The organism is Limnothrix sp. FACHB-1083 (assembly GCF_014696485.1).
Taxonomy (GTDB): Bacteria; Cyanobacteriota; Cyanobacteriia; order CACIAM-69d; family CACIAM-69d; genus CACIAM-69d.
Genome location: NZ_JACJQD010000006.1, coordinates 50,034 through 63,993 on the forward strand (window position 1 = coordinate 50,034; position 13,960 = coordinate 63,993).

Here is a 13,960-nt window from a genome sequence, read left to right on the forward strand (position 1 = left end):
GTTGGCGGTTCGATCGCCCTCACATCTTCTCGATAGAAGTGCCGGATGCCTTGGCCCTGTTCCACTCGCACCGTCACCGCCCGATCGCCCACCTGTGCCACCTGGCCGCGCAAGCCGTTCCAAATTGGGTCTCCATCGGGCCGCACCACTGCAATTTCCACCCAATCCCCGATCGACAAGGGTGAATGCTGCTGCTTGGCTGCCGCTTTCCAAAGAATCCAATCCCGCAGCAAATAGTTCACCTGCTTGGGAGCCTCGTCTTGGGGGCAGTGGCCGACTCCTTCCAAATTCACAAACCGCTCAACGGCTGGGTATTGCTCGAAGGCCAACCCACGCTCGATCGGCTCCCAAGGATCCGCCGCGCCCCACAGAATCATGGCCGGACAAGGCAGCTTCGGGAGCAAGTCCTCTGGCAACGGCCCTTGGGAATAGCGCGTGAAGGCCAAGAACACATCGGCCGCCCCCGGATCACGTGCCGGTTCCATCAGGATCTCCACCAGCTCATCCGTCACCGCGCTGGTGTCTCGGTAGGCTTGGCAAAGAATTTTGCGCACGGTGGCCGGCTGGGCAATTTGTTGGAAAAAAGTTCGGCCCAACCAAGGCCAACCCAAGATTTTTTGCAAATAGCCGGAGCCAACTCGCTTGAACCAGGGCAGCTCGGCCCGGCGGCGATCGTGCAACAGGCGCAAGGAACAGTTCAACAACACCACCGCCCGCGCCAGCTCGGGGTGGTCAACGGCCGCCTGCATGGCCACCACGCAGCCGATCGAGTTGCCCACCAAAAACGCCGCTTCCCCAACCACCTCGCGGCAAAAGTCCGCCACTAACTGCCCCCAAGTCTCGAAGGTGTAGCGAATTTCCCGATCGGGCGTGGGCTTGGCTGACCCCCCAAAACCAATTAGATCAAGGGCAAATACTCGGCAATGTTGCGCCAAAAAGGGAATATTTTTACGCCAATGCCGCCAGGAAGCGCCAAACCCATGGATTAAAACCACAGCGGGGCCAGCATCACCCGAATGCTGATAGCAAATGCGATGGCCTTGCCAAGTCCAAACATAAGGACAAGCATCGGTGGCGGAAAATTGGGTGAGTTCAGGGGCGATCGCAGTCACGGCAGGGGGAAAGGGATTGGAAAAGGGAGCCTAACGAGATTGTAAAGCTGATAATTATCAATTTCCTTGCGTCGATTCAGTCGATCCAAGGAAGCGCGTTACCCTGGAAGAAAGAGTTCGATCGATTGAGGCGGTTACCATGCAAAGCGGTTGGCGCGTGGGGTCGATCTTTAACATTCCGCTACTAGTCGATCCATCGTGGTTTTTAATTTTGGTTTGGTTTTCGGCCGCCAACAGTGTTGAGTGGGCGAACCGCTATCCCGATTGGGGCGCGGGGCTAACTTGGCTGTTGGGTTTGCTGACCGCTTTGTTGCTCTTTGGCTCCGTGCTGGTGCATGAGTTGGGTCACAGCTTGGCGGCCCGATCGCAAGGCATCGCCGTGAATTCGATCACCCTGTTCATGTTTGGCGGTGTGGCTGCGATCGACCGGGAATCCAAAACCCCCGGCGGCGCAATGCAAGTGGCGATCGCGGGGCCCCTCGTCAGCTTGAGCCTGTTTATTTTGCTGTCCGCGATCGGGCGGTTGGCTCCCACCAGCCCGCTCACCATTCTTTGCTTGAATTTGGCGCGGATTAATTTAGTGCTGGCGGTGTTTAACCTGATTCCCGGTTTGCCCCTTGATGGCGGCCAGGTTCTGAAGGCACTGGTTTGGAAAGCCACCGGCAGCCGGTTTACGGGCGTGCGTTGGGCCGCCAAAGCTGGCCAGGCGATCGGCTGGTTGGGCATCAGCTTGGCGGCCTGCCTGATCCTGTTTGTGCCCGGTGGTCTCCAGGGGTGGTGGATTGGGTTAATTGGCTGGTTCTGTTTGCGAAATGCCGCCAGTTACGAACGCCTGACCACCGTGCAAGAAGCCCTGGTGAATGAACGGGTGGCCAATGCCCAGTCCCGGGAATTCCGGATCGTGGATGGCCACCTGAGCCTGCGGGATTTTGTGGATAACTATCTGCTGACGGCCGATCGCCCGGAGTACTTTGTGGCCATGGATGGCCGAGATCGGGGCCGGATTGATCCCGAAAGCCTCAAAGCCATTGACCATGAGCGCTGGCCCTGGATTCGGGTGGTGGATGCCATTGAACCCATTGACCGCCTCGCCTCGATCGCGGACAGTGCCACCCTGGCCGAAGCGGCCCTGCTAATGGAAGAACGGCAGGTGAAGCGGTTGGTGGTTTTGAGTCCGATCGGTTCCGTGGTGGGCACGCTCGATCGCGCTGACCTCACCCGCCAAATCATGCAGCGGCTCAAAATCGTGATCAATGAAACGGAACTGAAGCGGTGCAAAGCCGAACATTGCTACCCATCGGGCTTTAACCTCGGGGCGATCGCCCGCACCCTGGCTGAAGAGATGGCCTAGGGGCCTGCTGACCCGGTTGCCACCGCTCTCAGTTGCCGCTGTCCTGGGTGGCGACCGCTTGACCAGTCGTAAATCCCAGGCAATCTTGTTAACTTGCTCGTCTTGATTTGCTTACTTATGAACTGGACTCCCGAAGCCGAAGCCAAGCTCAAAGAAATTCCATTCTTTGTACGGCCCGCCGCTCGCAAAAAGATCGAGAAATTCGCCCAAGAAGCCGGTGAAACCACCATCACCGTTGAAGTTTACGAAGCCGCCAAGAAAAAATTTGGCTAGGGATTGCTCAAGGCTATTCTCCTGTGGCGGCGCGGAGAGATCGACTCGATCGGCTACTGATCTATTGGTGGCGCGGGGCGATCGATTTGATCGACTACTCATCCCCTGTTTGCGTTTGCTGTTCCAGCACCGTTTTCAGCACCAACGTCACCAACGCCAAGCAAGCCAACAGCAACGCCGCCGTATAGGACGCTTGGGTTTGATATTGCTTGTAGGCTTCCTCCACATACAGCGGCAAGGTCTGCGTTTTGCCCGCAATGCTGCCGGAAACCACCGCCACCGCCCCAAACTCGCCCATGGTGCGAGCATTGGTCAAAATCACCCCATACATCACACTCCAGCGAATGGATGGCAGCGTCACTCGCCAAAAGATTTGCCACTCATTCGCGCCCAAGGTGCGGGCGGCTTCCTCTTGGTCTTTGCCCAAGTCCTCGAGCACCGGCAACACTTCCCGCACCACAAAGGGCATCGTTACGAAGGCCGAAGCCAAGACCATGCCTGGAACCGCAAAGATGATCTTGACATCCCAATCTTGGAGCAAGGGGCCAAACCAACCTTCCCGCCCATAGAGCAGCACCAACATCAACCCCGCCACCACCGACGGCACGGAAAACGGCAGGTCAATCACGCTTAACAGAAAAGCGCGACCGGGAAAATTGCGCCGCGTCAAAGCCCAAGCCGCGCAAAGCCCAAAAACCGTGTTCAAAGGAACCACAATCACCGCAATCAGCAGCGTCAGCAGAACAGCTTTTTGAAAGTCGCTCTCTTGCAGCGCGGCCCAAAACCCCGGAAAACCGCCCGCGAGTGCTTGGTAAATCACATTCAGCAGGGGAATTACCAGCACCAGCAATAGATAGGCAGCAACTCCCAAGATGAGAGTTAGTTTCACCCAATCAACTTTGAAGTTTTTTTGGGGCAAAGACTGGGGAGCGTTGGGGGGATTCAGAGGGGTCGAAGCCATGGTGACCGACGGGGAAAAGTTCGCAAAGGTGGATTGACGAAGGGGTGGCGTGCGGCTGGTGGCGGCAGGCGCGACGCACTTTTAACGATTAACTTTTAACGATTAATCGTGAAAGGACTGCAAACAGTGGTTGCGGCGGTCGCTTCCATTGGGGAAAAAACTAGTCGTAGCGGCGACCCCAAGCTTGCAGCAGGTTAATGATCAACAGCATGACCAGGGAAATCAGCAGCATGGTGGTGCCAATGACGGTGGCTCCTTCGATGTCGTACTGTTCCAGCTTTTGGAAAATCAAGACGGAAGCGACCAAATCTTGAAAAGGCACGTTGCTGGCAATCAGCACAACTGAGCCGAATTCCCCTACCGATCGAGCAAATCCCAGGGCCACCCCCGTGATGGTGGCGGGCAGCAGGGGCGGCAACAGCACTCGGGTGAAGGTTTGCCAAGGGGAAGCCCCCAAGCTCCAGGCCGCTTCTTCCAGTTCCGATTCAATTTCCCGAATCACGGGCTGCAAAGTGCGCACCACAAAGGGCAGGGAGATGAAGAGCATAGCTACCCAAACCCCAGTGATGGTGAAGGAAACGCGGACTTTCAGGGGAGCCAGCAGGGAGCCAATCCAACCCGTTTCGCTGTAAACCGTGGCCAGGGTCAGGCCGGCTACGGCGGTGGGCAGGGCGAAGGGCAGGTCGATCGCCGCATCCAGCAGCCGCTTACCGGGAAATTGGTAGCGCTCCAGAACCCAAGCAACGATGAACCCCGCCAGACCATTGACCGCAGCGGCCAAAAAAGCCGTTAAAAAGGTGGCCTGATAGGTGGCCAGGGCAATCGGGGCGGTGGCCGTTTCCCAAAAGCTCTCGATCGGGAGGGTGCTGGCTTTGCTGAACATGGCCGCAAAGGGCAACAGCAACAGCAGCAACATGTAGCCGATCGTGACCTGCCAGGGAATGGAGAGGTTCTGGGGCCAGGCCCAGCTGCGACGCGGACGGCGGGAAGTTGCGTTGGCGGTCATAGGGATTTTGCAACGAAGTCGTTTTCAGGATAAGCCAAAGGGTTCCCGAAAGTACACATTCCCAATCGATTTAGGGGAGATTCTTGAAAAATCTGGGCATGATCGCCACATATGCGATACGGGGGCGATATAGGGGCGATATACGGACAAGTCGCCATAGGATGCGTTGGATGGGCGATCGTTCCCTGAGCGGAAGAATGGCCCTTAGAACTCTCGTCGCGAAAAGGCGAAAATTGCCCCACACAACAGCAGCACAGCGTATAAAACCCCATACACCGCATCACCGATCAACAGATGCCCCTCGGGAATCAGGCCATACACGGCGAGGTTTTTGAGGTTAAACCGCTCCAAATCCGGCAGGATCAGATAGAGAATTTCCGTCAGCCGCTGCATAAAGGGATCTTGAAGCTGAATCCCGATCGTCAGCAGGTTGCGGCTGATGTGGCCCATCAGGTAAATCGCCAGGGTCAGCACAACCGCCAGCAGGGGGCTGGTGAAGGATCCCAGCAACAGGGTCACCGCCGCAATCAGCACCAGCTCCAGCCAAGCAAACAGAGCCGTCAACACCATGGCACTGAGTTCAAAGCTGGCCCGTCCCCACAACCACAGGCCCACCGTTTGCACCAGCGTGGCCCCCGTGACCCAGGCCGCCAACAGCATCGACAAACCCAAGTGCTTGCCCAGCATGAATTCTGTGCGGCTGAGGGGTTTGGCGATCGCGAGCAAAATGGTGCGGCGTTCGATTTCGCGATCGATCAGCCTTGTGCCCACCAAAATTGTCACCAACAGCCCCAGCAGACTGGTGGCGGCCAAGCAGCCATCGAGCACAATTTTGCCAGCGGAATCACCGGCGGAAATTAAGGGTACTAGGGCGATCGCCAGCACCAAGGCTACGGCATAGACCAAAAGTAAATAGCCGATTTTGGCGCGCCAAGCCTCCAGAAAAGCATTGTGGGCGATCGCCCAAATTCGCTGGCCACTGAACCCAGCCAAGAATGCTCGCCAACCTGTTAATTGACCCATGTTCCTGACGAATTCTGAACGCAACGTGAATACAAGAGAGAAAGGGCAAAGTCGCTGAATTCAACGTTGATTGATCGCGTGTCGATTCCTTCAAGATCAATCAATACTAATCAATCCTAAATCAATTACAGCCTTTACCTAGAACGATTGGCACATCATATCGTGGGTGTCATGGAGCAATTATGAGGTAGGCACTGCCCACCCTACGGGCTAACGCTGGATCTGATGCTAATTAGTTCAAGGATGATTGATCCAAGACTAATTAACTCAAAGCCAATGAAGCCGAAGTTACGATCACTCTGTTGATCCTAATGATCCTGATGAGATCGATCAACCCTATTGAAACAGATCGACTGGCCAGACAAACATGCTAGCTGCATAGGCTCGGACATCGTTATTATTCAGAGCTGGATGTTGATCAATCCAGGATTGAATCATGAAAGCAAACCGAATCCAGAAGGCCAGCAAGAAATGGCCCAGCAACCACATCGCCAGAGGAATGCGTTCTTTGATCGGCACTTTGTAGCGAGAATCCGTGGGCTTGCTGAGAAAATCTTGGACAATTTTGATGGTAATTGAACTGAGCGGAAAGGTTAAGCAAGCTAAGTACAGGGCATCGGTGCGATCGCTGCTGGGATCCGCCAAAAACCGATAGAGCAGCAGGGAGCACAGAGCACCGGCCATCCAGGGACCAAGGGAAACACCCCGAATTTGAATTGGCTTTTGCTCGATCGACCAAACCACCCCAGACAGGGCCAACATCAGGGCACTGAAGCCCGCAAAGGTGCGCTGTAATTCCAGGTTATTCGCTCCCAACCGTGCCATAACAGACAAGATTAAAAAGCCAATACTGACCCAGAGCAGAGTTTGCCAGGAAAAGGCTTTTCTGGGTTGTACAATTTTCCAAAAATCACCGCTAATTTCTTTGAGCATTGTCTGTCAATTTCCTATGACTTACAGTGGTCTTGTGGTCTTACGGTTGTCTTTGAACTCAATGAGTCACCCTAAGCCTGACGAAGGGCAAAGAGAATGCTTTGAATGGCAATCACCAAAGCGCCAATGCCGGTGCTGGCAATATGTCCCCAAAAGATCGTTTTTTTGGCTAATTCACTTTGAATGGACTGGTAGCGCTGAAAGAAGCTCTGGAGCTGCTTGCGCATGGTGATGGTGAGGGTGGGGGTTGTTTCGGTTTCCGGCTCTTCCGGAAGGCCCAAATCAGCACCGGGGGCAGGATATTTCAAGATTAAGTCTAGGAATTGGACGGCGATCGACTTCAGTTCAAAGATCAGGAAAAAGACGATCGGGACAACAATTAATAGCCAGTTATTTAGCTCGCTCGACCAAACGCCTTGCAAGATCAGCGACTGCAAATCGTTTTGAATTGAGGGCGGGAACAGCTCATAGGCCGTGAAGAAACAGGCCCACCCCACGCACAGCACCAGCAGTTCCATGGCGGCGGCATATTCCACGCTGCGGCGCTGGTTCATGCCCGCCAGTCGGTTGAAGATCACCGCTTCACTGGCGATCGCGATAAACAGAAACAAAATCTGAAAAATAACGGTGGGCAAAGGCAAGATCAGAGGCATAGGGGCGATCGGGGGGTGTCAGGGTTTGCAGGCTGGAAGTTGGGGCCGGTTAATGCTGATTTTACCGGGCTGGCTTCTCTGCGATCGGGGGGGTTCGGTCGCGATCGAGCTGATCGGGGCGATCGGGTCTGGGCGCTTCGGTCTAAGATCCTGAGGGCGCGGCATTGGGATTATGACCCTGCATTGGCCCTGCATTTTGCATCGCTGGCGCTGCGGGAAAAGCGGCGGCCGGAGCCTGGGGCGATGCCTTGTTCCCTGTCCCGTTGACGACCCGAGCGGCACTAGACACAGGCCCCTGAGCAATGGCTCAGATTCCGGTTTTTCAGTAACCTTCAGCAACGTTTGTAGCATCGGCATGAGAACCGCACCACGAAACGGCATTGGTATTCGCACAGCCCAGACCCGCGACGATCGGGAATTGGGGCAAATCCACGTCTACGATGGCGCGGGTAAGGGCAAATCGCAAGCGGCCTTGGGCGTTGTGTTGCGATCAATTGGCTTGGGCATCCACAGCGACTGGCAAACCCGAGTTTTACTGTTGCGGTTTTTGAAGGGGCCCGATCGCCCCTACGACGAAGACGCGGCGATCGCGGCCTTGCAGCGCGGCTTTCCCCACCTGATTGACCAGGTACGCACAGGGCGATCGGAATATTTCGGGCCCGAAGGCGTGACCAAGTTCGATCGCCTGGAAGCCCAGCGGGGTTGGGATGTGGCCAAAGGGGCGATCGCCTCGGGGCTATATTCCGTCGTCGTGTTGGATGAAATTAACCCCGTGTTGGACTTGGGGTTGCTGGATCTCGATGAAGTGATCAGCACCCTGAAAAACAAGCCATCGGAGTTGGAAATTATTGCCACAGGCCGCAGCGCCCCCACGGCCCTGCTGGATATTGCCGATTTGCACTCGGAAATGCGCCCTCGGGAATTGGATCCCAACCTGAACTTGGAAGGCATTGAAGGCATTGAAATTTACACGGGCGCGGGCAAGGGCAAATCCACCAGCGCCCTCGGCAAAGCGCTCCAGGCGATCGGGCGGGGCATTGGCCGGGACAGTTCCCACCGGGTGCTGATTGCCCAATGGCTGAAAGGGGGCAGCGGCTACACCGAAGATGCCGCGATCGCCGCCCTGCAACAGAGCTATCCCAGCCTGGTGGATCATCTGCGGTTTGGGCGCGACGCGATCGTCTGGCGCGGCCAACAACAGGAACTGGACTACATCGAAGCGGAGCGCGGCTGGGAACTAGCCCGCGCGGCGATCGCCTCGGGGTTATATAAAACGATCGTTCTGGATGAGCTAAACCCCACCGTTGATTTGGAATTGCTGGATGGGGAAGCGATCGCCCGCGACCTATTACGCAAACCCAAAGATACCGAAATCATCATCACCGGCCGTTGTTTGAATCCACCGGCTTATTTCAACCTAGCCAGCGTTTATTCGGAGATGATTTGCCACAAGCACTATGCGGAAAAAGGCATGGATCTGAAGCGCGGCGTGGATTTTTAGGACTGAATTTCAGGTTTGGATTATTCACAGGAATCCTAGCGTTGTTTCAGCACCAACAGGGTCATATCATCCTCAGGCTGCTGGTGATTGAGATGACTTCGTAAATCCGCAACAATCGCCTCGATAATTTCCGCTGCTGGGCGATCGCGCTGTTGACAAGCCACCCAACAAAGCCGCTCTAATCCATAGGCTGTCTGCCGATCGCCCTGGGCTTCCGTGATACCATCCGTGTAAAGCACCACCACATCACCCGCTTGTAGTTCCAGGGTGGCTTTCTGCACCCAATGGGCAATATCTGGCTCAATCCCGATCGGGAAACCCAAATCCATCGTGTCAAATCGTTCGATCGCACCGCTCGATCGAACCACAATCACCTCCTCATGCTGCCCCGTTAAACACAGCCGCCCCCCTTGATAATCCAACAGCGCCAGGGTGGCATGTTTGTGCAAGTTCATGCGCTGTAGGTTTTCATAAATTGCACGGTTAATTGTGTTTAAAAAGCGGGCCGAATTATGCTCACAGGCCGCCAACAGGGTGCGAGCCGCCATCTGAATCATCAGCATTAAGAGGCCGCTTTCTAGGCCATGGCCCGTCACATCACCGATGCCAATTTTGATGTGATCGCCCTGACAAATCACATCGTAATAATCACCGCTCACTTCCGCCGCGGCCGCCGTGAAGCTGGCAATTTCTAACGATTCGATCGCCGCCAGTTCGCTCTTGGGTGGCAGCAACATTTTGTGTAAGCGATGGGCAATTTCTAACTCCGCTTGGGTTTTGGTTAAGGCTAATTGACTGTTGCTCAAGGCCGCTTCCACCTGCTGGCGGTTGTCCATTTCCTGGCGCAAATCCTGCAAGGCCGTTTGCAACTCCGCCGTGGCTTGGTCAACGGCCCGTTGCAGGCGGGTCGGTTCGCCCATCAGCTTCCAAACCACTGCCCCCACCCCGATCGACAGCGCACCGCCCAGCAGCCAAATCACCCCCGCGACCGGGGAGCGATCGCGCCAGCCCGATCGGGGAATCGCCGCCAACTGCCAAGTGCCATTGGGAATCGCCACCCCCACCAACACCGGATCCTGTTGAAAAACCTGAGCCTGGCCCCAAAACACATCGCCCCGCTCTCCCAGGCCATCCTTGCCCCGAATGGTAAGCGCCAATTGCTGGCTCACCTTTGGCAAATCCGCCGCTTCATAGATCGCCATTTCGTCCACCACCACACTGGCCAGGCCCCAGTAGGTCGGTGACGCGTTCAAGCCCGGTTGATCCACCACAAAAGCCGGGGTGCGGTTAATGAAAGCGACTCCCCCTTGCACCAACTTCACGGGGCCGGCAATGGTGGAGCGCTTTTGTTGAATGGCACGTTCCACGGCGGCCCGTTGCTCCGGTTTGGCCACCAAGTTCAATCCCAGGGCCAGCTCATTCCCCTGCAAGGGGTAGATATGGCTAATGACGGAGTTTTTAGCCAAGTTGACGCTGCGGATGCCGTTGTTTTTTTCCAGCAGCACCGTACCCATGCGGGCAAATTCCGCCTGAGTCACTTGGGGATTGGCCGCCACATAGGCCGCCAGAGACTCGGCCAGCAGCAATTGGGAGTTGATATAGCCTTCGAGCTTGGCGCGAACCGTGCTGAGTTTGCTGAGTACCGTGGCCCGTTCCTGGCTGCGAAATTGGCGGTTTTCGGAACCGACCAACACACTGGTTGCCACAAGCACAATCAGGGCCGCCGCGGCCGCGGCCCCGATCGACTGGGCCTGGCCAAATCGCAGTGGGGGCGATCGGCGCAGGGAAGTGGGCATAGACGAGATCTCCAGAGAATGCTGTTGCAATCGCCGTTGGTCTCTGAGTTTAACGGGTGTAGTCCGGCGGCCGATCTCCGGCTGTGGCGGCTTCGGACGGTTCGATCGGAACCGTCACCGGATCCAATTCTGGCTCGCCATCCAGGGGCCCTTCCAGCACCGGGGCGATCGCCCGGGGTCGGCGGTTCAGCAAGGCCGCCGGCCAAGTCACCCACTCATGCATCAACACATAAAGGCAGGGGATCAAGAACAGGGTCAGCAACGTGGCCAGAGACAACCCCGAAAACACCACAATCCCCAATGGTTGCAGAAATTCTCCGCCAGCCCCCATGCCCAGGGCCATGGGCAACATCCCCAAAACCGTGGTGATCGTGGTCATCAGGATCGGGCGGAGCCGCTGGGGTGCGGCCTGGACGATCGCGGCTTTGCGGGTGAGTTGGTATTGTTCGCGCAGTTGGTTCGCCAGCTCCACCATGATGATGGCGTTGTTCACCACGATCCCCACCAACAGCACCGCGCCCACCACCACCGTGGCCCCGATCGCCGTTTGGGTCCAATAGAGACCGAGAATCCCGCCGGCCACCGCCAGGGGAATCGCAAACATGATCACCAGCGGGTCAATTAGGGAGTTGTATTGCACCGCCATCACCACAAACACCAGGAAGGCCGCCAAACCACCCAACAGGGGCAAGGCTCCTTGGATTTGGCGATTGCTTTCGGCGGCGGGGCTGGGCAACCGGGTCACCCCCGCAGGCAACTCCAGCTTGCTGAGGATTTGATCCACTTCCGCCAGGGCATCGCTGAGGCTGGCTCCGGGATTCAGGTTCCCGGCCACCAAAAACACCGATCGCTGGTTAATCCGCTGAATTTCACTGGGAGCTTGGGCGCTGTCGAGGCTGGCCACTTCGCCCAGACGCACGAGCCGATCGGCCCCGGCAAACAGGGGCAGGTCTAGCAGTTGGGAGGGGTTGCTGATGGCAGCGCGATCAAGCCGCACGCGCACATCAACCAACCGGTTCCCCCGCTGCAATTGGGTGGGCACGGAACCTTGAATCGCCGTTTCGATCGCCCGGCCAATGTCCGTGATGTCCAGATCCAGATCGGCCAAGCGGGTGGGATCCGGGCGAATTTGCACCTCCGGCTGCGGGCGATCGCCATCGGGCCGGAAGGCCGCCAGCGTGGCTTGCTCATCAAGGGCCGTCAACACCTGCCGCCCGGCCCGTGCCAGGGCCGCCGGATCATTCCCCTGCAAAATCACATCCAACTCAGCCCCCCGCACGGGCGAGTTATTCAAAATCAAGCCCCGCACTTCCCCGGGCCGCAACCGCAGGCGAATATCCACCAAATTCAGCTTTTGCAGTTGCCGATTCACCCGCTCCACATAGGCTTCCACATTGGCTCCCGGTTTCAGGGTGATGGTGCTGGTGCTGCGCAGGGGATTTTCGTTGGTGTTGCTGCCAAAGAGGGATCCCCCGATCGTGGTGAAGGCGTATTCCGTTTCCGGCTGTTGGCGCAGGATTTGGTCAACCCGTTCCATCACCTGGCGATTGGTTTCCAGGGTGGTGCTGGGTGGAAAGATCGCCACCAATTGCGCCTGGCCCGTGGCAATGCGCGGCAGGATTTCTTGGGGAATGTAACCAATCACGGACAGGCTGCTGACCGTGAGGGCCGTGGCAATGACCAACACCACCAACAGCCGCACCCGCATTAGCCCGCCCAGTAGCCGGCCATAGTTGACCATCACCCCATCCATCCAGCGATCGAACGCTCGCAGGGGCCACCAACGACCCACACCGCTCGACCAACGCACCGCCAGCAACCGCGCCGCCATGGCTGGAACCACCGTGGCCGCCACCAAAATTGAGGCCGCCACCGCAAAGCTAATGGTCAAAATCAGTTCATTAAACAGCAGGGCAATGAACCCGCCAATGAACAAAAAGGGCAACACGGCCACCAAGTTGGTGCTTGTGGAAGCCAACAGGGCCGACTCCACCGCTTGGCTGCTGGCGATCGCCCGATCGACCACTTCCGCTGGCTCCACCTCTCGGCCATTGGCGCGGGTTCCTTCCACGATCGCTTCCATCATCACGATCGAGTTGTCCACCACAATCCCCACACCGAGGGCCAAACCACCCAAGCTGAAAACGTTGATCGTCAGGCCCCAAAACCGCATCAAAATCACCGCCGCCAGGGTGGCCAGCGGAATCGAAATCGACACAATCAGGGTTTGGCGCAGGGATCCCAAAAAGACAAAGACCGCAAAGGCCGCCAACCCTGTCCCCATCAAGCCCGAGGAAATCACGTTGGAGACAGCGTTTTGAATAAACACCGACTCATCTAGGGTAGGCAACAGGGTCACATCTGCCGGAATCGTGCCATTGGCCGCCAGTTCCTGAAGCCGCTGTTTGACGGCGGCCACCACGGCGATCGAGTTGGCATCGGGCTGCTTTTGCACACTCAGCTTCACCGACGGCTGACCATTCAAGCGCACTTCCACCCGCTGCTCCGCCGTGCCATCCACCACCGTGGCAAAGTCGCTGAGGGTTACGGTTTGGGTGGGGGCGCTGCCGTTGCCATTCCGCACCACAAAGGGCAATTGGGCTAACTCAGCCGCACTGCGAAACCGGCCCGTGGCCCGGGTCAAGGGTTCCCCATCGGGGGCATAGATTCGGCCACCGGAAATATCTTGGTTTCGATCGCTCAAGCCATCCAACACCGTTTGCAGATCCAGCCCGATCGCCTGGAGCCGTTGCAGATCCAGCGTGACCCGCACCTCTTCTTCCACCCCGCCGGACACATCCACCGAGGCCACCCCATCCACCACATTCAGCTCGCGCGAGAGTTCCTCATCGGCAAACACCCGCAACTGAGCAGGGGATTGGGCAGGGGAGGTCACCGCCAACTCATAAACCGGTAACTGGGAAGGGTCAAATTTAAACAGCCGCGCATTTTCCACCGCGTCCGGCAGTCGGCCCCGGGCCCGGTTAAAGGCCGCCGTTGCATCATTCAGGGCTTGATCTAAGTTGCCGCCCGGCTGGAAATATAAATCTAGACTGATGCTGCCCTCTCGCGTTTGGGAATACACCTGCACCACGCCTTCGGTGGCTGAAAGGGCCTCCTCCAGCGGACGGGTAATTTCATCGATCGCCACTTCCGGTGACACGCCCGGTGCATCGGCCCGTAAACCAATCCGGGGATAGGTGATGGAGGGCAGCAAGTCCACTTGCATGGTGCTGACGAAGAAGCCCCCGAGGACGATCGCCGCCACTGCCAACATCAGGGTGGCGATGTGACGACGAATCGACAGGGCGCTGAGACTAAAGCCCGTGGGCCGCGAATCAAACATTTGCC

General features: G+C 57.2%; 11 protein-coding genes and 1 pseudogene. 4 read left to right on the top strand and 8 right to left on the bottom strand.

Annotated elements, in window-relative coordinates; translation table 11 throughout:
• Positions 1–215: 215 nt before the first annotated feature.
• Positions 216–1,103, bottom strand: a pseudogene (locus H6F46_RS09340) (alpha/beta fold hydrolase); the annotation flags it as partial.
• Positions 1,104–1,251: 148 nt separating this feature from the next.
• On the opposite strand from H6F46_RS09340, the gene H6F46_RS09345 reads away from it, so the two are divergent.
• Together H6F46_RS09345 and H6F46_RS09350 are read left to right on the top strand one after the other, a co-directional pair.
• Positions 1,252–2,463 (top strand): site-2 protease family protein, encoded by a 1,212-nt coding sequence (locus H6F46_RS09345; RefSeq protein WP_099535227.1) that lies wholly within the window; start codon positions 1,252–1,254, stop codon positions 2,461–2,463.
• 117 nt (positions 2,464–2,580) lie between these two features.
• On the top strand, positions 2,581–2,736 hold the full coding sequence (locus H6F46_RS09350) for a PCP reductase family protein (protein WP_099535229.1): 156 nt from the start codon (positions 2,581–2,583) through the stop codon (positions 2,734–2,736).
• 94 nt (positions 2,737–2,830) lie between these two features.
• Here H6F46_RS09350 and cysW read toward each other — a convergent pair whose 3' ends face one another.
• The 5 genes from cysW to fraC form a co-directional block, all read right to left on the bottom strand.
• Positions 2,831–3,697, bottom strand: coding sequence for a sulfate ABC transporter permease subunit CysW (gene cysW / locus H6F46_RS09355; RefSeq protein WP_190354570.1), 867 nt, complete (start codon positions 3,695–3,697; stop codon positions 2,831–2,833).
• A 160-nt stretch (positions 3,698–3,857) separates the two neighbouring features.
• Positions 3,858–4,703, bottom strand: coding sequence for a sulfate ABC transporter permease subunit CysT (gene cysT, locus H6F46_RS09360; RefSeq protein ID WP_190354571.1), 846 nt, complete (start codon positions 4,701–4,703; stop codon positions 3,858–3,860).
• A 204-nt stretch (positions 4,704–4,907) separates the two neighbouring features.
• The gene (locus H6F46_RS09365; protein ID WP_099535235.1) at positions 4,908–5,726 is read right to left on the bottom strand and encodes an ABC transporter permease; all 819 of its coding nucleotides are present in this window, start codon (positions 5,724–5,726) and stop codon (positions 4,908–4,910) included.
• A 336-nt stretch (positions 5,727–6,062) separates the two neighbouring features.
• On the bottom strand, positions 6,063–6,659 hold the full coding sequence (locus H6F46_RS09370; protein WP_099535237.1) for a DUF5357 family protein: 597 nt from the start codon (positions 6,657–6,659) through the stop codon (positions 6,063–6,065).
• A 71-nt stretch (positions 6,660–6,730) separates the two neighbouring features.
• On the bottom strand, positions 6,731–7,312 hold the full coding sequence (gene fraC / locus H6F46_RS09375; RefSeq protein WP_099535239.1) for a filament integrity protein FraC: 582 nt from the start codon (positions 7,310–7,312) through the stop codon (positions 6,731–6,733).
• A 15-nt stretch (positions 7,313–7,327) separates the two neighbouring features.
• Here fraC and H6F46_RS09380 point away from each other — a divergent pair, with 15 nt between their 5' ends.
• Positions 7,328–7,579, top strand: coding sequence for a hypothetical protein (locus H6F46_RS09380; RefSeq protein WP_190354572.1), 252 nt, complete (start codon positions 7,328–7,330; stop codon positions 7,577–7,579).
• Between the two features lie 88 nt (positions 7,580–7,667).
• Entirely contained in the window at positions 7,668–8,813 is a 1,146-nt protein-coding gene (locus H6F46_RS09385) for a cob(I)yrinic acid a,c-diamide adenosyltransferase (protein WP_099535242.1), read from the top strand.
• A 35-nt stretch (positions 8,814–8,848) separates the two neighbouring features.
• On the opposite strand, the gene H6F46_RS09390 is transcribed toward H6F46_RS09385, so the two are convergent.
• The gene (locus H6F46_RS09390; RefSeq protein ID WP_099535244.1) at positions 8,849–10,609 is read right to left on the bottom strand and encodes a SpoIIE family protein phosphatase; all 1,761 of its coding nucleotides are present in this window, start codon (positions 10,607–10,609) and stop codon (positions 8,849–8,851) included.
• Positions 10,610–10,658: 49 nt separating this feature from the next.
• A complete protein-coding gene (locus tag H6F46_RS09395) occupies positions 10,659–13,955 on the bottom strand; it encodes an efflux RND transporter permease subunit (protein WP_190354573.1) in 3,297 nt (1,098 codons plus the stop codon).
• Positions 13,956–13,960 lie beyond the last annotated feature (5 nt).